This is a genomic window from Aureliella helgolandensis (genome assembly GCF_007752135.1).
GTDB lineage: Bacteria > Planctomycetota > Planctomycetia > Pirellulales > Pirellulaceae > Aureliella > Aureliella helgolandensis.
This window is the reverse complement of sequence record NZ_CP036298.1, coordinates 8,323,443-8,343,045: the sequence shown is the minus strand read 5'-3', so window position 1 is coordinate 8,343,045 and position 19,603 is coordinate 8,323,443. Positions and strand designations below refer to the sequence as shown.

The 19,603-nt window shown below is 56.6% G+C and carries 14 protein-coding genes; 7 read left to right on the top strand and 7 right to left on the bottom strand.

Annotation, left to right across the window (positions count from 1 at the left end; all coding sequences use genetic code 11):
- The first annotated feature begins 135 nt into the window (after positions 1–135).
- On the top strand, positions 136–1,662 hold the full coding sequence (locus Q31a_RS29400) for a hypothetical protein (protein ID WP_145086405.1): 1,527 nt from the start codon (positions 136–138) through the stop codon (positions 1,660–1,662).
- A gap of 126 nt (positions 1,663–1,788) precedes the next feature.
- Positions 1,789–2,004 (top strand): small basic protein, encoded by a 216-nt coding sequence (locus tag Q31a_RS29395; protein WP_145086402.1) that lies wholly within the window; start codon positions 1,789–1,791, stop codon positions 2,002–2,004.
- Positions 2,005–3,188: 1,184 nt separating this feature from the next.
- On the opposite strand, the gene Q31a_RS29390 is transcribed toward Q31a_RS29395, so the two are convergent.
- Together Q31a_RS29390 and Q31a_RS29385 are read right to left on the bottom strand one after the other, a co-directional pair.
- A complete protein-coding gene (locus tag Q31a_RS29390; RefSeq protein WP_145086399.1) occupies positions 3,189–5,210 on the bottom strand; it encodes a S46 family peptidase in 2,022 nt (673 codons plus the stop codon).
- Positions 5,211–5,314: 104 nt separating this feature from the next.
- Entirely contained in the window at positions 5,315–5,968 is a 654-nt protein-coding gene (locus Q31a_RS29385; RefSeq protein WP_145086396.1) for a BMC domain-containing protein, read from the bottom strand.
- A 216-nt stretch (positions 5,969–6,184) separates the two neighbouring features.
- On the opposite strand from Q31a_RS29385, the gene Q31a_RS29380 reads away from it, so the two are divergent.
- Positions 6,185–7,183, top strand: a complete 999-nt coding sequence (locus Q31a_RS29380; protein ID WP_145086393.1) for a PP2C family protein-serine/threonine phosphatase — start codon at positions 6,185–6,187, stop codon at positions 7,181–7,183.
- Complete coding sequence (locus Q31a_RS29375) at positions 7,167–10,889, top strand: bifunctional proline dehydrogenase/L-glutamate gamma-semialdehyde dehydrogenase (RefSeq protein ID WP_145086390.1); 3,723 nt, start codon at positions 7,167–7,169, stop codon at positions 10,887–10,889. Before Q31a_RS29380 ends, Q31a_RS29375 begins: the two co-directional genes overlap by 17 nt.
- 114 nt (positions 10,890–11,003) lie before the next feature.
- On the opposite strand, the gene Q31a_RS29370 is transcribed toward Q31a_RS29375, so the two are convergent.
- The 5 genes from Q31a_RS29370 to Q31a_RS29350 all read right to left on the bottom strand — a co-directional run bounded on the left by Q31a_RS29370 (position 11,004) and on the right by Q31a_RS29350 (position 16,156).
- Positions 11,004–11,798 carry an alpha/beta hydrolase family protein gene (locus tag Q31a_RS29370; RefSeq protein ID WP_145086387.1) on the bottom strand — a complete coding sequence of 265 codons (795 nt, stop codon included), beginning with the start codon at positions 11,796–11,798 and terminating at the stop codon, positions 11,004–11,006.
- Between the two features lie 67 nt (positions 11,799–11,865).
- Entirely contained in the window at positions 11,866–12,822 is a 957-nt protein-coding gene (gene floA, locus Q31a_RS29365; protein ID WP_231691276.1) for a flotillin-like protein FloA, read from the bottom strand.
- A 202-nt stretch (positions 12,823–13,024) separates the two neighbouring features.
- Positions 13,025–14,134 (bottom strand): tRNA 2-thiouridine(34) synthase MnmA, encoded by a 1,110-nt coding sequence (gene mnmA / locus Q31a_RS29360; RefSeq protein ID WP_145086381.1) that lies wholly within the window; start codon positions 14,132–14,134, stop codon positions 13,025–13,027.
- Between the two features lie 122 nt (positions 14,135–14,256).
- A complete protein-coding gene (locus Q31a_RS29355) occupies positions 14,257–15,033 on the bottom strand; it encodes a uracil-DNA glycosylase family protein (RefSeq protein WP_145086378.1) in 777 nt (258 codons plus the stop codon).
- Positions 15,034–15,040: 7 nt separating this feature from the next.
- Positions 15,041–16,156 carry an RluA family pseudouridine synthase gene (locus Q31a_RS29350; RefSeq protein WP_197355927.1) on the bottom strand — a complete coding sequence of 372 codons (1,116 nt, stop codon included), beginning with the start codon at positions 16,154–16,156 and terminating at the stop codon, positions 15,041–15,043.
- Positions 16,157–16,201: 45 nt separating this feature from the next.
- On the opposite strand from Q31a_RS29350, the gene Q31a_RS29345 reads away from it, so the two are divergent.
- From Q31a_RS29345 to amrB, 3 genes are all read left to right on the top strand, one after another.
- Positions 16,202–16,504: a hypothetical protein gene (locus tag Q31a_RS29345; protein WP_145086372.1), complete on the top strand. Its 303-nt coding sequence runs from the start codon at positions 16,202–16,204 to the stop codon at positions 16,502–16,504.
- A 53-nt stretch (positions 16,505–16,557) separates the two neighbouring features.
- Positions 16,558–17,211 carry a hypothetical protein gene (locus tag Q31a_RS29340; protein ID WP_145086369.1) on the top strand — a complete coding sequence of 218 codons (654 nt, stop codon included), beginning with the start codon at positions 16,558–16,560 and terminating at the stop codon, positions 17,209–17,211.
- A 253-nt stretch (positions 17,212–17,464) separates the two neighbouring features.
- Complete coding sequence (amrB, locus tag Q31a_RS29335) at positions 17,465–19,555, top strand: AmmeMemoRadiSam system protein B (protein ID WP_145086366.1); 2,091 nt, start codon at positions 17,465–17,467, stop codon at positions 19,553–19,555.
- Positions 19,556–19,603: the final 48 nt, after the last annotated feature.

Sequence of the window (19,603 nt, the reverse complement as noted above, 5' to 3'; positions counted from 1 at the left end):
TCGCCACTGTTCTTCATCCAGTCTCCATCGTGTGCCAAGTGCGTTACCGGACCCATTCCCCAAGCTAAATTGCCGATGCCGCCTACCGTCCGATAGGGGATTGGGTAATCGTCCAGCAGTTATCCGCAATTCAAAGTGAGTCGACGCGCTGGTGATAAAACCGCTTTCGTATCTCTACCTGAGGCAAACTGCGAATTGTTGACTTCCAAACGTGCTCAGGTGGCCATTCTGTTGTTGTTCGCACTGGCTGTTCGGCTGGGTGCGCTGTTGAGCTCCTCTTGCGATTTTCAGACAGACTACGATGCCTATCTGAGGATAGCAGGGAATTTGGCACAGACGGGCGTCTATGGTTTTGAGGATTCCGCCGGCGAGGTGTCGCCGACGGCCTTCCGCCCCCCTTTGTATCCTTGGCTCTTGAGTTGGGGGGCCTGGTTGGCAGGCCTGGCGGGGCATGCGGGGGAGTTGGGGCATGCGGGAAGTCGCGTCTCCATTCCGCTGTGGTACATCGCTGGAATGCATCTTGCGCTCGGTCTTGGCACGGTATATCTAGCTTGGTCGATTGGGTGTGCCCTGCGCCTGCGATGGGCGTTTGGGGTGGCGATTGCCGTGGCTGTCGATCCGTTATTGCTTCGGGCCAGCCAGTTGGTCATGACCGAGACGTTGGCAGCGTTCCTCGTCATGGGGGTATGGCGCTGGTGGTTGTACGTCTGGGGAGCTCAAGCGAGCGGCGAAAAACCTAGTAGCGCAAGGTTTTTTGGCTGGCAGCAAGCCTTGGTTGCGGGCATGGCGGGGCTGCTCTTGGGGGGCTCGATCTTGGCGCGCCCGACCGCCGCACCCTGGGCAGTCCTCTGCGCGGTGGCTGTGTGGCTGCAGGGGTGGAGTCGCTACGGGCGGCCAGCATGGCGCGATGCCATTCTGCTCTGCCTCGGTGTGCTGCTCTGCGTAGCCCCCTGGATGGCGCGGAATTGGCTGCAGCTTGGAAAACCGATTTGGGCCACATCGCATGGTGGATATACGCTGCTGCTGGCCAACAACCCGCCACTGTATCGCCATTTCGCCCAACACGGACCCTCGCGCAATTGGGACGCAGAGGAATTCCATCGACGCTGGTCGCAGAGAAGTGATTCAAGTCGATGGGAGCCAACGGACGAAGAGTATTGGACGGAAGCTCTGGACGAAAACCGCGAGCAGATTGGGCACGAGCAGGGGCACGGCAGGGCGATCGAGGCTGAGGCTGAGATCGATCCGCTGCTGGACGACCAGGAGGCCTATGCGGCAGCTCAAGCCACCATACGTCGCAATCCAGCGATGTTTGGGAAGAGCTGCCTATACCGCCTAGGCTGGTTTTGGGCACTTTGGCCAAATCAGGGGGGGATTGCATCGCAGGTAATCATTGGGGGTTGGTATGGGGTAATTGTCCTGTGCGCATTGTGGGGGAGCCTGCGGCTGCTTCGCTTGCCTCCGGGGATGCAGCGTTGGGAATGGGTCGTACCACTGGCACTCCTCCTCTCGCTATCGCTTGTGCACGCCGTGTATTGGAGTAATATGCGGATGAGAGCTCCTGCCATGGGGTGCGTGTATATGCTCGCTGTGTACGGAGTGGGGGGGATTCGCAGAAACCCGGATAAGAAATCTGTTTTGCCCCTCGGGAGTACAGATTGATAGAGTTCTGGAATTAGCCATTGCCCAAATTAGCTCTGCTCTGTAGACTTCGGGGCTCTGTGACAATAGAAACAGTCCGGCGAAGGGCTGGCGCAATATAAAAGACGATCGATTTGGAGAGAGACAATGACGCTCGACAAGAGCCTCAAGGTAAGCGGCGGGGCCATTAAGTCCCGAAACGTATTGACGCGAGTTGAGCGTATCAAACGCATGGCGGAGCTTGACCGTTGGAGTGAGGGGGACCCCGTAATGGGCATGCCCAAGACTCGCGTTGTTAAAGTCTCGCTGAAGAAGAAGAAGAAGGTCAAGGAAGAGGAAGATACCAAGAAGAAGAAGAAGTAGTCTGCTTCTTGCTTGCTGCCGAACCAATTCAACAAACCGCTCAGGGCTACCCTTGTGCGGTTTTTTTGTTTGCTGGAGCTGCGTCTTTGGCTGACTCCAATCTGCCTGTGTGAATAGTTGCGGTAGTTGGCTTTAGCACCGCGAGCAAGCTGGAGTCTCGCAATCCTAAGGTCGCAGCAGCAGTGTCTGTCGCTGTTCGCTCTCTGCCTGTACCGCTGGCAACTCTTGGAGGCCTCCCCGTAGCGAGGCGATGTTGCCACGGCAGCTGAAATTTCTGAGACGTCTCTCTGGATTCGCTCTGATTGGGTGCCGCAGGACTTTTGCATAGTTTTCTGCCTGCGCGAGAGAATTCTTCCGGGTCGCGCAACGAAAAAAGGCGCCCCCTCGAAGTTGAGAGGACGCCCGCGGTGGGGAGGCATCGTGTTACAAAATTGCGGTGAGGAAAAGTAAAAAATACCACGCCGCCTCGCCCATTGTTGTTTTGTACTTCAATAACTCCTGTCTGTTGGTACTACGGTGAAAAGTGATGTTGGGGGTCTTAGCGGGTGCACCTCGCTAAGCTTTGGAAGCTGAGCTTCCCTTCTATCGGTAGCAAATCGATGGCGTTGCAAGTTCTTCAGATACATGCATCGCTACCGTTGGCGGTACCGAGATTGTTCGAGAGAACACGAACGGGTGCCAGCAAAATTGCTGGATCGAAAGAAGACTAAAGCGAGTTGCGTGCCAAAGTTGTTCGCTTTTCAAAACAGATAGCGAAAAGTGCGTTTTCGCTTGAGTCTGGCGAGAAAATTCCTTCGGCTGAGCACATCGAAGCATTGCGGGCAAGGAGAAGTTTGGTGAGTTTTGCAACGAATTGAGACGCGCGTCTCAATGTGAGGCGGAGCCTTTTCTCAATATGTGCTGCCTCTGGCGCTTAGAGCTGACCGCGCACTTGGGCTTCTTGCAGAATGGATTTCCGGGTTGGTGTGGCATTTACCAGGTCAGCGTTTTCTTCATGGCCCGCTTCCACGTCTACTAGGGACGGTTTCTCCGATGCTCTGAAGTCTGCGTGAGCGCAAGGGCTTTGTCTCAATTTGAATTCAGGCTAGTGGGCGAGGTAGCGAGTTCTCTCGCGCCGGTAAAGCAGGGGGAGTCGCAGTTTTGTCCGCTACCTTCTCCCCCTCAAGCCTAATGCAGGCAATCCACTAGTGTCCAATTTGCTGGCGCAATGCTTGGGCGTCGTAGACCTTGTCGAGCGCCTCGAGCACGGCGGCGATGTGTACCGCCACGGCTCGGCCTTGGGTTTCGCTGTGGTAGAAGTCAGCGGTGAGACTTTGAATGTTGCCATCAAAGATGACTCCTACCAATTTTCCTTCACGATCAATGACGGGCGAACCGGAGTTGCCGCCAATGATGTCGGCGGTGCAAACGAAATTGAACGGAGTCGACGCGTCGAGCTGTTCGCGGGCGGCATGCCAGCTTTCTGGGAGAATCCAGTCATCCGTCTTCCCGTGGGCTGTTTCGTGTTCAAAGGCGCCGCCGAGCGTGGTGTTTGCAGGGATGTCTTGCCCGTCTTCCTGGTATCCCTTTACGGCGCCGTAGGCTAGGCGTAGCGTGAAGGTTGCGTCGGGGTAAACCGACTCTCCTTCCGCGGAGAATTTGGCTTCGGTGATCGTGGCATAGGCTTGGCGTTCCTGCTCATCGAGCTCTTCTGTCAGGGTGCGTAGAGCTCGGTATTCCGGTTCCAGGATCTTTGCCAACTGAATCAGTGCGTCTTGGCTGTTCGCGATGCCAGAGGTACCGGCGGCGGCCAGCTTTTTGCGCGCGGCGACATCGAACAGTTGGGTGTCCGCGAGCAGTTCACTCGCGCGCTGCCGAGGGCTCTTGCCAGCCAGGACTTGTTGAACGAGCGAATCGCTGCCACCGCGAGTTTCAGCAAAGCGGGCGAGTTCATCGGCGAGTTGCACTCGTTCTAGGTCGTCGTAGAGCGGAGCTGGTGAGAAGAGGGCTTGCTCCAGTGATTGGCGGTTAGAATCGCGGAATTCCCGCAATCGCTCGCCGCTCGAGAGTTGGTCTTCGGCGGCCATCAGCACCAGGTCTTCAGCGATCCCGTAAAGCTGGCTGCGAAGGCTGCCGGTGCGTGACTGCAGTTCGATTCGCTTTTGCTGAACGGCGGCGATCGTCTTCCAAGCAGAATCACTGCCAGCGGCGGCTTGCAAGGCCGCTGCTGATTCTTGTTTTCTGTTGATAAATCCAGGAGTTTGGAGTCCTTCGAGCATCCCGGTGTAGGCTTTGCGCGAATTCTGGATTCCAAACAATTCGTCATGACCACGGCGCGCTTGTTCAGGGCCACCCAGCGCGTACTGTTGCAGCAAAATCTCTTTGCGGCGGAGTAGGTCTAGGACGCGAGGCATGCGGTGATCGCGTTGGTACTCCAGCGCTTCAGCGGTCAGGATGCGTTGGGTGCGTCCAGGATTGCCACTCACAAAAACCAGCTCTTCCGCCTGTGCACCGTTCGGGTTGGCTTCTAGGAAGTGTTCGATCTTGGCGGGTTGGTTGTTTTCGTAGACGCGGAAGATCGTGACGTCGAGGCAGAAGCGTGGGTATTCGAAGTTGTCTGCATCGCCACCAAAAAACGCAGTCTTTGCCTCCGGTGCCCAGACCAGACGCACGTCAGTGTATTGTTTGTATTGATACAAGTGATACCGTCCGCCGCCGTAAAGGGTAACCACGTCACTTCGCAAGCCGCTCTCATCTTTGGATTGTTGTTCGATGCGGGCCATCGCAGCTTGCCGAGCTTTGGAGGCTTCTCCCGCAGGCATTCCCTCTTGCACCGAGGCGTTGACCTCCTCGGTGACATCGCGAATGGCCACCAGTTGGTTCAACTCCAGATCGGGAGCTTTCAGTTCCTGTTCAGGCGACGTTGCGTAATAGCCTTCATCGGCAATGTTGCGTTGAGGGGTCGAAAGCTTGTAGAGTGTGTCCGCTGCCACATGGTGGTTGGTTAAAACCAGGCCATTGCTGGAAATGAAGGAAGCCGAACCACCGGAGTTAAATCGAACGCTGGCCAATCGCACGTGATTGGTCCATTCTTGCGTTACATCGAAATCGTACTTTTGTTTAAGCTGTGCAGTGGGGAGTGCGTTGAACAGCCACATTCCTTCATCGCCGTGGGCATTGATGCAGAAGAGGGCAGGAAGCAAGAGTGACAGCGAGAGTTTGCGCATGGCGACCAATTCCTAGAGGATGATTCGAGGGAGTCATTGGGGCTGCGCACCGGTAGCGCAGTGCCGTTGGTAAGGAATTATATTACCAAGCTGGTAGGGGGCTGTTAGGGGAGTAGCGCGAGGACCGAAGGGCTTGGGCGGGCAATTACATGTGCCGCGACCAGTTTGCCGAGTCCGTCTACTTTGGGGCGAGCCGCTTCGATAGCGGCGGTCACCGCTGCGACGTCACCACGAATGACAATGGTTACGTATCCCCCTCCCAATTTCTCTTTACCCACAACTTCGACCTGAGCCGCTTTGCAGGCGGTGTCAATTGCTTCGAAAACGGCAGTGAAACCTTGCGTTTCAATAAACCCGAGTGCTTGGACCGAGACTTTACTCACAGAGTTCGCCCTATCGTCTGAAGTATGGTTGGAGGCTGGCGTGGGGAGTTTGACAACATTTTGTTGGATGAGTTGATTGAACTCGACGCGACTTTCGATCCCTTTCGTACCACCCGAGCTCAATTGCGAAATAACACTTCGGAAAGGGTTGCCTTGCATGCGCTCGGCTACGGAATAACCCGCATCGATTGCAGTGCTGACCTGATCGACGGCTCCGCGGATTTTGATGCAGGTGCCCAGGAAGTCGTTGAGCTCGACTTGCCAGAGCTCAAACGTGGCCGTTTTTTCCATGGCATCCAAAGCAACCATGGCAGGAGTCCAACCCGTGGTCTCCAGGACTCCGAATGCGGATGAGTGAGCGGTGGGTGCAGGCATAGAATCAGCGATTTAATGAAGCAGGCGCGCGTGCGGAAGCAGTAGTTTATCATGGTTCGTCGAATTGGAGTTGGCTAGTACTAACTCGGGAGTTCTCGGTGCAAATTTACTCGGCGCAATTTCCACCGGAACTTGACCTCAGACTGTACGCTTAGGTCCGCTTGTTACTAGAATGCGTAGGCAATACGTATATATATCCAGCATTGAAGGGCGGACATGCCTATAAAGATCAACTGCGCGGGACAAACGGACATCGGCAAGAAGCGAGATTCGAACCAGGATCAGTTCTTTATTGCCGATCTTCATAAGTCGATGTTGGTGCAGGCGGCAAGTCTGGAACCGGAGGTACCCACGTGCAAGTTTGGAGAGCCGCTCGCCAAGTTGATGATGGTGGCGGATGGCATGGGAGGCCACAAGGGAGGCAGCCGAGCCAGTCGATTGGCGATCGAATTGCTCGTGCATCAGTTTGTCAATTCCACCCACTGGTTATTGCAAGCGGATGTCGCCATACCGGAGCGTGAGAAAGCATTTGTTGATGAACTCAAGATCATGCTGAAACGCGCTCATCATGCCATCGAGCTCGAATCAAAAGGGTTGAGCGACTTGCAAGGAATGGGGACGACGTTGACGATGGCTTGCATCGTCTGGCCGTGGATGTACGTCGTGCATGCAGGTGATAGTCGATGCTACCTGATGCGGGGAGATGAGCTGCGCAAGGTAACCCACGATCATACCGTATCTTCACAAATGGTTGAAAAGAACAGTATGACCCAAGAGGAAGCCCAGAATTCTCCTTGGAACAACGTTTTGTACAACGCTCTGGGGGCTGGAGCCAATGAGGTGCAGGCTGAATTGCATCGCGTTGAACTACAACCTCATGATCAGATCGTGATCTGCAGCGACGGGATGTATCGATATATTAGTGATGCCGAATTGCGTGGCATGCTGCTGAACGAACAAGAGCCCCAACCGCTGTGCGAAGCCTTGATTCAAATAGCCAATGCGCGGGGCGGGGCGGATAACATTACCGCTATTGTGGCGCAGATCGAGGATTCTCGGGGGCATGTTTCGGGGGCCAGCAGTTCGCGGGCTGAATTAGAAAGATTGTTGGCGGAGGGTGATGCTAGTCTAGCTAGTCGTGATACAACACCGTCCTTGACGAGTAACCAAGATGTTCCTAATACGGTAGAGTTTATCGATGCAGACGAGTTCTAAAGTGGATTATCAATTTCTTGCAAACGATTTGCAAAGTTGTGATACGTCCGATTTGAAGAGTGTCGCGACAGTCGCTGTCCGCCTCGCTCGGCAGTTGCAGACTCGAGCAAAGCAATTGCAAACCCCTGCAGAGAGGCGGCAACAAGCGGAGCTGGATCGGATGGTCCAGCACCCTCGCGACAAGGCGATCCTCACTCAGATGACCGATCAAGCGTTTCGCAGCCAGCGGGCTGCGCGAGCGGCAGATCAGTTGGTGCATATTCTCGACGTGCAGGGGATTCCGCGTTTTTTCAGCCCTGTGGATCGCACCATGCTGCGTGGCTTTCAGTCTTTCGGTGGTTATCTTCCGGGAGTCTCGGTTCCGCTGGTTAAGGAGAAAATGCGACAGGAAACCGCCAACGTTATTCTCCCCGCTGAACCCGAAATGTTGCGCGTCCACCTGCAGGCGCGACGGGCAGAAGGGGTGCGAATGAATCTCAATCTCCTGGGCGAGGCCATGCTTGGCGAAGAGGAGGCACAACTGCGACTCGAATCGTATTTGTCCGCTCTGCAAATGCCCGAAGTGGAAGTGGTCTCCGTCAAAATTTCAACCCTCTATTCCCAAATATCGACCCTGGCCCGCGCCGAGTCCATGCGGACGGTGGCCAATCGCTTAGAACTGCTCTATCGAGCGGCCCAACGCAATCGATTTCAACGCCAAGATGGGACGCATGTCACGAAGTTTGTGTACCTTGATATGGAGGAGTATCGCGATCTGCAATTAACCTCTTCCATCTTCATGATGACCTTGGATCGGCCCGGATTCGAGCAGGTGCGCGCCGGTATCGCCCTGCAAGCTTACGTGCCCGATAGTTTTCAAGTGCAGCAAGAGATTACCGAATGGGCTAAGCGACGTGTCGCTACTGGAGCGGCGCCCGTGACGATCCGTCTCGTCAAAGGTGCGAATATGGAAATGGAAAAGGTTGAGGCGAGCCAACGCGGTTGGCCTCAAGCTCCCTACCATGAAAAACGCGATACCGACGCCAACTTCAAACGCATGGTGGCCTACGGCTTGCAACCAGAGAATCTAGCCGCCGTCAAATTGGGAATTGCCAGCCACAACCTGTTCGAAGTCGCCTTCTCGATCGTTCTCGCCTCCAAGTATGGTGTGCTCGATGAATTGCAGTTTGAGATGCTGGAGGGCATGGCGAACCACCAACGCCGGGCGTTGCACGAATTGATCGACAATCTCTTGCTCTACGCACCAGCCTGTAGGAAGGATGATTTTATCTATGCGATTGGCTACCTTGTGCGGAGAATGGATGAGAATACGGGGCCCGACAATTTTTTGAGGCACGCCTTCAAAATTGAAGTGGACAGCCCCGATTGGCGCAAGATGGAGCAGATTTTTCTCGATTCCATGGAGCGGTTGGAGAGCGCCGCTAGCAGCCCGCGCCGGACGCAAGATCGCAACCTGCCTCCACAACAACCTGCCCCCTCAAGCTCCTGGCAGCAATTCGTCAACGAACCCGATACCGATTTTGGCCTGCGGCAGAATGCGGCTTGGGCCAAGTCGGTCGTCGATTCTTGGCAGCCGCGTTGCGATCTTCAGGCCACCGAGATTCCTTTGACCATCGCCGGTCGAGATGTGCCGGGGGAAGGCTCAGAAGCTCAGACAATGGATCCCTCTCGTCCCGGGGTTGTGGTGGCCCGGTATCGGCAGGCTAGCCCTGAGCAGATCGCACAGTCTATCGCCTGCGCCCAGCGAGATTCACACGGCTGGGGGGCAATGGACGTTGCTTCGCGCTACGCACTATTGCGCAAAGTGGCGCAGGAAGTTCGCGTGCGTCGCGCCGACTTGGCCGGGGCGGCCATGGCTGACTCCGGTAAGACCCTGCAGGAAAGCGATCCAGAAATCTCGGAAGCGATCGATTTCGTCGAGTTCTACGCTCAAACGGCCCAGGCGTTGTTCGCTAAGCCACGCTGGGGGGCGCGGCCCGTGGGCCCCGTGGTTGTCATCAGTCCTTGGAATTTTCCGATCGCCATCCCCTGTGGTGGAATTGCAGCCGCACTGGCAGCCGGCAATACCGTGATCTTGAAGCCTGCCTCCGATACGGTTCTGTCAGCCCGCGTGCTGTGCGAGTGCTTTTGGGCGGCTGGCGTGCCGCGCGATGTCTTGCAGTTTGTGGCTTGCTCCGGCTCCCATGCCGGGAAGTATTTGCTGAGCGATCCAGCCATCCAGTATGCAATTCTTACCGGCGGTACTGAAACGGCCCAACGTATTCTCGCCGCGCGTCCCGACTTGCACTTGCTCGCCGAAACTGGCGGAAAAAATGCGACGATCGTTTCCAGCCTCAGCGACCGCGACTTGGTAATCAAGAATGTTCTGCATTCCGCCTTCTCGCACGCCGGGCAAAAATGTAGCGCGACCAGCCTGCTGCTCCTAGAGGCCGAGGTCTACCACGACAAGCGGTTCCGCGAAGCACTGGTCGATGCGGTAGAAAGTATGCCGGTCGGATCGGCCTGGAATTTGAAGACGAAAATGGGGCCGCTCATTCGACCTCCCATCGATGATTTGGCACGCGGTTTGAAAGAGCTCGAGCCAGGCGAGTCGTGGGCCGTCATGCCACGCGATCTTGACGATAACCCCTGTCTCTATTCCCCAGGAGTTAAATGGGGTGTTCAACCAGGTGGGTTTACGCATTGCAATGAGTTGTTCGGGCCCGTCCTGGGGGTGATGTCGTACCGGGATTTGAACGAAGCGATCAATTTAGTGCACCAGACCGGGTACGGTCTAACGAGTGGATTGGAGAGTCTCGATGACCGTGAACAAGAGGTGTGGTTGTCACGCTTGCAAGCCGGGAACCTCTACATCAATCGTCCTACGACTGGTGCTATCGTATTGAGGCAGCCCTTTGGTGGAATGGGGAAGAGCGCCTTTGGACCCGGTATCAAAGCGGGCGGTCCCAACTATGTCATTCCGTTAATGCATTTTGCGAAGCTTGAGGAATCGGATGCTGAGTGCCTCACTCCCTCTGCGCCGGAACAGACGCCCCTCGCGGAATTGGCCCCGGAGTTAGAACCTTTGTCTGCCATGTGGCAGCAGTTGCAAACGCTGCGCAGCCCGACTGCCAAGAAATTGCGTCAGCAGTTGAAGGACTCGCAGTGGCAGCAGTTGCATGACGCGATCCTCGACTACGACAGTTTTGCAGTCTCTGAGATTCGGCGCTCCCACGATACCTTGCGGTTGGTGGGGCAAGACAACCTGCGGCGCTATCAACCCATGACACATGTTCGAATCCGAGTGATGCCCGAGGATAGTGTTTTAGAAATTTACCTGCGGGCTGTCGCCGTAGTGGCTGCCGGGGGACGCGCGGCGATTAGCCATGCCGCAGGGGTTCAGTCCCAAGTTGTCGAAGGACTTGAGGTTTTGACCCGTGTATGGGCCGGAGACATGGAATTCATTGAAGAATCCGATGAAGCGTTGATCGAAGCCATTGCGCAGGGGCAGGTCGATCGTGTGAGGTACGCAGGATCCGAACGCGTGCCTCCCGCAGTTCGCCAAGCGGCAGACAAGTATTTCATCTTTGTGGCCGCAGAACCCGTTTGTCCGTTTGGACGCATTGAATTGTTGTGGTATGTGCGCGAGCAAAGTGTTTGTCATGATTACCACCGCTATGGCAATCTCGGCTTTCGTTCCGAGGAAGTGCGGAGTCCCGTTGCTTAGCTCCATGGCGAGCCAGCAGAAACTTTGCCATAGCATCGAACAGCTCGACCAAATAGGGAGCCTCAGTCACCAGATGCAAGGTGATCGCTCGATGCATCAGTTGCGAATGTTCATCTAGGCGATTTGCCGGTTAAACCAGGCGGCCATGGTGGCAATCACGAAGGGAATGTCGTGGGGGAAACGCGTGAGCAAATGGTCAGCTCCATCAAGGCAGATGAGACTGGTTGGAGCAGGTGGAAGTGTGTTTGCATCTCGCCGTACGAGTAGTTCATAGATGCGCTCCACGTGTGCAAACGCGAGTGTTTCATCAACCGGACTATGAAACAAGAGTGTGGGTTTGGTCAGCTCGTGCAGCGCAGCGGAGAGGTCATACTGGCGGAAGTCATCGAGCATCGATTGTGGGATGGTAAACTCGCGTCCGCCGATCGATACGCTTCCTGGAGATGTGGGCGAGATACTCGGATCCATCTTCTGCAGCAGGTCGGCTAGATGATGGGTTTCACTGGGGGCCGCCACGGACACGACACCGCGCACCGAATCGATCTGTTGGGCCAGGGAGAGGCTGCAGGCAGCGCCGAAGCTGTGACCGATTAGAAAATCGGGGGAGGTGTAGTTCGTCGCAAGAAATGAGACAGCAGCCAGCAAATCGGCGCGGTTGGTCGAAAAACTGGTTTGTGCGAAGTCACCCTGGCTTTGCCCCAGTCCCGTCAAATCGTAACGCAACACCAGATAGCCCGCTTCGGCCAATCCACGACTGATCCGTACGATTGCCTTCAAGTCCTTGTTGCAGGTGAAGCAATGGGTAAATAGGGCCGTGCCGAGTGGCAGCGAGTCGGGCAGGTCGAGAATGCCTGCCAGCTCATGACCATTGCCACCAGGGAATGCTACTCTTTCGCTGCGTCTACTCAAGGTCTACTCACGGAACAAGTCTACTCACATGGGCTCAGGCTGCGGCGCGACCGGTGGGAGGCGTCGCCTACTCGCCGTGCTTGCCATTGTTGATGAGGCCCAGGTTTCCTTTTCGGAAGGCGAGTGCCATAGCGCGTGGCACTTCCGCTTCGGCCAGCACTAGTGCAGCCCGGTTGGAGCTCACGCTAGCTCGATTTTCTTGTTCCGTCGCGATGGCTTCAGCGCGTCGCGATTCCGCCAGGGCCCGCGCGACGCGGACGTCAGCCTCGGCCTGATCGGCACGTAACCGAGCTCCGATGTTGTCGCCGACATCGATGTCTGCAATGTCGATCGAAACGATTTGAAAAGCGGTTTGAGCGTCGAGACCTCGGCGAAGAACCGTGCGGGAAATCATGTCGGGATTCTCAAGCACCGTCTGGTGTGATTCGCTAGAGCCAATTGAGCTGATGATGCTCTCACCGACGCGCGCGATAATCGTTTCCTCCGTGGCTCCCCCGATCAATTGCTCAAGATTGGTTCGCACCGTAACTCGCGTCCGAACTCGCAACTCCACTCCATCCTTGGCAATCGCACTGAGAGTTGCCTTGCCGCTACGTCGTGGGTCTGGGCAGTCGATGACTTTGGGATGTACGCTGGTTCGCACGGCATCCTGGACGTCACGGCCGGCCAAGTCAATCGCCGCCGCGCGGTCAAAATCGAGATCAATGCCGGCGCGTTGTGCCGCGATAATGGCTTGGATCACGTTCATCACGTTGCCACCGGCCAAGTAGTGAGCCTCTAGTCGTTGGGTCAAAATACCGTTGCGCGACGTGATATCCAAACCGGCTTGAGCTGCCATGATCTTGGCGTGCACGATCATCGGAGCTTTGACTTGTCGGAAGTACATCCCAACGAGGCTGAACATCGACACTTTCGCACTGGCGGCGAAAGCCTGAATCCACTGGGTGCCGAAGGCGAAAAAGGCAACTGCTACAAACAGGGCAACCAGGCCTAGAAGACCGATCACGACCCACCACGCGATCATCGCGGGATTTATGTTTACTTGAGCAAATAGGGTTGCAATCATTGTGTTTCGCTCGGGGGAGGGCTAATCGGTGTTCCGCGGGGTGCGGAACGTGGGAACGCTATGGAGTATAGCGTGTTGTGAGGTGCATTCCAATCAAGGGTAGGTGGCCTGTTCCAGGGGCGCTTCGGCAAACGCTGCGGAGTCGTGAGCAGGCGCAGGGCTAGGCGATCCAGCCACCACCAAGGACCCGATCCTGTTGGTAGACCACGCACAACTGTCCCGGGGCAATGCCACTGGCCGGTTCTAAGAAGTCGACACGGAAGCCGTCCTCAGCCAGGGGGGTGATGGTTGCTGGCACAGCACCGCTGTTGTAGCGGATCTGAGCCGACCCCGTGAAGGGGAGATTGGGAGGATCCATCAACCAGTTGGCCTCTGTGGCAGTCAGGCTGGGCTGCTGCAACTCTTCTTTGGAGCCTAAGACGACCGCATGGGTTTCGGGGTCGATGTGGAGTACAAAGTGCGGTTCACCTAGAGCGATCCCCAGCCCTTTGCGCTGGCCGATGGTGAAATTCTCAATGCCCGGATGTTGGCCGACGACGCGACCGTCTGTAGTCACGAAGTTGCCAGCCGTGGTCGCTCCCGAGCGCGATCGCACAAATTCGCCATGTTTGCCGCTGGTCACAAAGCAGATCTCTTGGCTATCTCGCTTGTTGGCCACTTTGAGTCCTGCCATGCCAGCCAGTTCACGGATTTCGGGTTTCACAAACTTTCCCACTGGCAGTAGCATCCGAGGTAGGAACTTGCGGTCAATGCCAGCTAAGACATACGATTGGTCCTTGGCTTCATCCACGCCCCGGATGAGGGCGGTTTGCCCGTCGCGTTCGACGAGCTGTGCATAGTGGCCGGTGGCGACAAATTCTGCATCGACGCTGTCTGCATAGTCGAAGAGTCGCCCAAACTTAATCCAGTTGTTGCATTGCACGCAGGGATTGGGGGTCCGCCCATGCGTATACTCGTCCACGAAGTAGTCGACGATTCGCGAAAAATCGGCTTGTAGATCCAATGCGTAGAAGGGGATGCCGAGCTTGTCTGCCACCCGCCGTGCATCCATGGCGTCGGTGGCACTGCAACAGCCCTGTTTGTGGTCGGTGCGGCCCTGCAAAATCGGTAGCAATGGGTTCGGGGTGCCGTCGGGAAGTTGGCAGCTTTCCACCGACTCCTCACCGTGCCGCATGAAGACGCCGACTACGTCAAATCCCTGTTGGAGCAAGAGATGGGCTGCGGCAGAGCTGTCGACTCCACCACTCATGGCTAGCACAACGCGTTTCATCGATAGGCCTTGTAGGGGGTTGGGATTGTTGGGTGTCGCCGCTTCCGATGAATCCGCTGACAGACCCCGACCAGCGGGCGGGCAGGGGGGATGGACCTGATCGCCGGGTGGCGGAATCGTGTTTACCAAACATTCATTGCGGACAATTGTGCCGCCGCGGTACCAGCCCAGTCGCGATTGGCGGCTGGGGAGGCAGGGCTGGGGTGCAGGACTCGCCCCACCTGGGGTGGTTGGCTGCGCGGCTTATTCTGCGACCACGCTTCCACGGCGCGACGCGCACACTTCTCGGCAAAGGCGCCCACGCCAACGATCCACTCGGGTGCCAGGGCTTCAGCCAGCTGCAGGATGTGTTGGTCGCAAACCCTTTCCAGCGCGGCGCGACTTTCCGCGGGCAGTTTGTCTGGCGTTACATTTCGCGCCGACTCTTCCATGAAGACCAAGGGGCAGTAATTCGTCACAAAATAGGTTTCAAAAAAATCGTCCGGGTTGGGGAACCGTTCGCGGAACAACCCCCACAGCCGTCGACCGGAGACTTCGCTACGCCCGCACGCGAGCCCTTCGACAGGGCGTTTCGGATGCTCTGGCGTCGGCTTCTTAATGACTGCGTCAATCTTCAGCCAATCTTTGACAATCGCGATTTCGCCAAAGGGGATGCCGGACTGCGCCATTCCCCACGGGCCCGGGTTCATGCCTAAGAACAGCACGCGACAGCTCGGCCGCGCATACTTGAGGAGGTACTGCTCGTGCGCAAGCCAGGCGTAATCGAGTGGGTTGTAGACCCAGGGAACGACCTCGCGAAAATCGAGCTTCGCGACTTCGCGGTTGAGCTTTCTGGCTGCTGCGACAGCCAGCTTGGCGGTTGCATTGGTGGCAGTGAGCGGTTTCTTGGGAGATGCCATCGGTTCTCTATTCACCGCGCAGTCGTTTGAGCCAACGGGTCAATTCTAGTGGTGTGGCCATATCAAAACGTAGGTGCAGACCGGTGATGGGGTGCGTGAATTCTAAGTGATCGGAATGCAACGTTTGTCGCGGGGCGCCACTGGAGTCTTTGATGGTCGTTCCATCTGCTTGGCGGTGGTAGATCTTGTCACCGCATAGTGGGTGTCCGGCTTCGGAGAGGTGGATGCGGATTTGATGGGTGCGCCCCGTCTCAAGCTGGCAGCGAATGAACGAATACCCGGGATGGGAATCGCTACTTCCAAAGTGATCTGCCGAGACGATGTGCGTCACCGCTTTCAGGGCTCCCCGCTTTTCCTCGTCACTGGCATCTTCCGCAACGGAACCGCGCACACCATCGCCTCGATCGCGGGCGAGCAGTGACGTGATGGTTTGAGGTTGCACCTGCCCTCGGCACACTGCCAAGTACTCGCGCTGAATGGTATGGCGACGAAACATGCTCACCAATTTTTGCTCGGCGTCGCGATGTCGCGCAAACAGCATCAGTCCACTCGTGTCTCGGTCGAGTCGATGCACGGGAATGACCTGGAGTTCAGGTGGGAGCTTCTTCGAATTCTGAATCGGCTGCGTTTTTTGGTTCTTGCGGCGTTTGACGTTGGTTTCGAACCGCCCGCGATTCATCCCCTTGGGCGGAAGCGGAGGCCATCTCAAGTGTTGGAGCTTGGCCAGGATCGGCGGTAACAGCTCTTCCATCGTCGGCTGCAGTTGGCGTCGGCGCGTCGAAATGGTTTTTTCAGCGACATGCCGCACACTGGTAACGCCCGCAGGTTTTTCGACCACGATTAAGTGTTCGTCGATGTAGGCAATTTTGACATCCTTGGGTTCCACCGGCTTGGCCTGGGGTTGCTCGAAGACTTTGACAATGTCTTTCTCCGAGACTCTCCGGGCTTCATCCAAGCAGAGGTTCCCGTTGACCTGGACACAGCGGCGGCTGATCAGCTTTTTGACCTGGTTCCACGAAGCCCCTTCGCCCGAGAGCTCTTTGAGGGCTCCAGCGAGCGTCAGCCCAGTATGATTAGAGCTGAGATGGTACACTTTGGCCTTGGGGGGGGATTGTTTTGACATCCCTCTGTTATCGCACAAATCCCGTTTTTGCAAAGGAAACCAGGGATGCATTTCGCAAAGAATCTGCTCAGAGTTGCGTGTTTGTCCTCCGTTCTGGGCTTGATGGGTTGTGCGGAAAACCCTGGCACCTGGGGGGAGGAGAAAGTCTCAGCAAAAGTCAAGGAATCGCTCAATCTAACCGATGTCACTCTAACTGCCCAAAACGGGGGTGGTTTTACCGGGACAGGTATGCTCGGCGAAGAGTCGATTACCTTCACGATTCAGCAAGATCCCGCCGCGCATCGCATGAGCTGGGAGGCTGTCGGTGATCGTGGCTTCGTCGAAGAGGGGTACTACGAGGTGAAGTAGGTGCACTTCTCTAGCGTCGAGGATTCAACATTAAAAAGTAGTGAGGTACGCAGTTGTCGACCATCGTTATCATCGTAGGGGTGCTCCTGATCATGGGAGGCGTCCATTTCTACAGCTCACTCAAGGAAAAAGAGCGACGCGCCTCCTTCAAGCGAGAAGCGGAGGCGATGGGGCTGAGTTGCCATGACCGGTTGCTGCAAACCGATGAGATCGACTTCAACGTCTTTCCGCTGGCCAGTCGTGGCCGTTCCCAGGAATCCACCAATTCGATCGTGGCGGATTCCGGAGAGCTTAGGATGGTGGTGTTCGACTTTAAGTATGTAACCGGCTCGGGGAAAAATAAGTCGGTCCACCGCCAGAGCGTGATGATGGCGAGTTCCGATCGGCTACATCTTCCGGAGTTCACGTTGACCCCCGAGTCGTTTTGGCAGCGATTTGCCGAATTCATGACCGGTAAGGATATTGATTTCGAGGAGGATCCTGAATTCTCCAAGGCCTTCTACCTCCGCAGCCCCAGCGAGCAAAATGTTCGCAACTACATGACTCCCGCGCGTCGCCATGCGCTCCTTAAATATCCTCAGGTGTATCTGGAAGCTCGATTTCAAGGGTTCATCCTCTATCATCCGCGAAGTCGGCTGAAGGTCGAAGAGGTTAAGACCTTTATGGAGGATGCCTTGGGGATCTATGCCGCTTTGTTGGAGGAGTAAGGCGTGGTCGGCGGGGCGACCAGTAAGTTACAATTGGAGGGAGTGTGCGGAATATGTCAGACTTATGCTTCGCGTGAGGAGTAGAGGCGGGGGGCTGCTAGATCCCTTCATTTCAGCAAATTCTTCGCATGGTTGATCGCTTAAGAACCGATCCAACAGGATTACACGCTACCCCTTTCAACTCGCTGGGAGGACTCTAGCCGTGTAGGCAGATCGTGCCGGATGTGTGAATATTCAAAGGGACCTGGAATCAATGAGCGCCAATTCCGATGTGTCAGTGTCTTCCACTCCCGCGGCCGCAGTTGCAGCCCAGGGCCCTCTGAAGCTCGAAGGCATGAAAGCGGCACAGCGGCACAGTGTCGTGCAGGCAGCGGCCAGTTGGGTAGCCGAGGCGACTCTCGGGCAACCGGTTAAATCGGCTCCTGAGATGTTAGGCGATTTGGGGCAACGCATCGTCATGGGGGCCTTTGTTACGCTGAAACGCGGCGAAGTCCTGCGGGGGTGTTGCGGTGTTTTGGGCAAGCCGATGACGTTGGGGGCGGCCATCGTGGCGGCTGCTCAGCGAACTGCCAAAGAAGACAATCGGTTTGCTCCGATTTCACCTTGTGAACTGCCTTTTCTGACAATTGATGTAACCCTCCTTGGGCCCTTCCAGCCCATCGCTGCCGAAGGCGCTGCTCGCGCACAGGCAATCAGCATCGGCAAACAGGGGGTCATGGTCCAACGTGGTCAGCAGAGCGGTTTGCTGCTCCCGAGCGTTGCCGTGGAACGCAAGCTGGATGGCGTTCGCTTTCTACAAGCAGTGTGCCTCAAAGCAGGCTTGCCCATCGGTGCTTGGGAAGAGGATGACGTCAAGGTTATGACCTTCCATGGGGAGCCCATGGGGGGAAGTCTGGCGGAGCTCCTGCCACTAAATCTTCCGACCTCCAATGAGCTACCTATCTCTGAGGAGCAGCTGTCGGCCTACGCTCAGTTGGCGGGCGGAAACATCGTCGCGATGGCCACTGGTGGGACTCCAAGCTATGTAGTGCCCCAGCTCCCAGACATGACGGTCAACGCCATCGTCCTGTCCATGCAGTGGGGCGCTGAAGAGTCGGAAGAGTCTGCTCGGCGCCAGGGGAGTGCCTTGCAAGTCTCCTTGCGACCGGGCATTCCCTTGCAGTCCACTCTGTTTCAGATGTGTCAGCGAGCTGCTGGCATGTTTCAGCAAGATCGTTTCGCAGGGCAGCTACAGATTGGGATTACCCTAGGGTTTGACCCCGCCTTGCACGGCTGGGGACGCAAGGCCGATTTGGACGGTGTCGACTCCAGCCTGCGTGGACTGGTCATCTCCGATGCTCAACATTGCGGATTTGCGTTTGACCCCCGCAAAACGGCTGAGGAGTTGCGAGAGCTCTTGAGAGGCAATCTGCCGATCAGCAGTCGCGATGCAATGCTGCATTCCATGCACGTGGTCTCCACGATGCCGCATTTGATCAGCATCAGTGGCCCCAATGCCGTGGCGGGCAGTGGCATTCGACCACCCGCCGTTGGCGGCAAATTCTATCCCGCCGAAGATGCCGCGCGCCGAGCGGCTGTCGGTGCACTCCTCGATGGGCAGGAATCCGTTCGTCAACAAACTCCTCTCGCTATCCTTGTACCGCATGCGGCCTTGAAATTCAGCGGACAAGTGGCTGCTAACGTGTGGCGCCGCGTAGCCGATTTGGATTCTAAAACGATTATTGTCCTCTCCCCCAAGCACACGCGGAAGGGAGTGCATTGGTCGGTTTGTCCCTTCTCAACCTGGCGACTTAGTCACACCACTGCAATCTCCGGGGACGCCGAACTAGCCAAGCAGCTCGCAGCGGCCGTAGACCCCATCCTGGCCGATGCAGCCGCCCATGAAGAAGAGCACGGGATTGAAGTTCAATTGCCCTTCATCGAACGGTTTGCGCCTAACGCAAAATTGTTGGGGCTGGCATTGAACGGGGGCAGTTGGGACGACATTCAAGCGGCCGCTGTGCAGATGGCCGAGTGGATTAGAACACTCGAAACCCAGCCCCTGCTAGTCATTTCAAGCGACATGAACCACTATGCGCCCGACCCGGAGAACCGTCGCCGCGATCGACTCGCCCTGGATGCCCTGGCCTCGTGCGACCCCGAGCATCTCATTGGAGTTTGCAGCGAGAACGAAATCTCCATGTGCGGCCTCGTCCCGGCTGCCTTCGTGCTCGAAACACTTCGGCAATTAGGGCATGCGCTGCGCGTCGAAGAAGTGGACTACGCCACCAGTGCGGAAGTCAACGCCGACAAATCGCAAGTCGTCGGCTACGCCGGTGCACTGATTCTTTCCGACCCCAGCTAAATCCCTCATCCGGCTGGAGAGGTGCTGGGCAGCTCTTGAGGATGGATG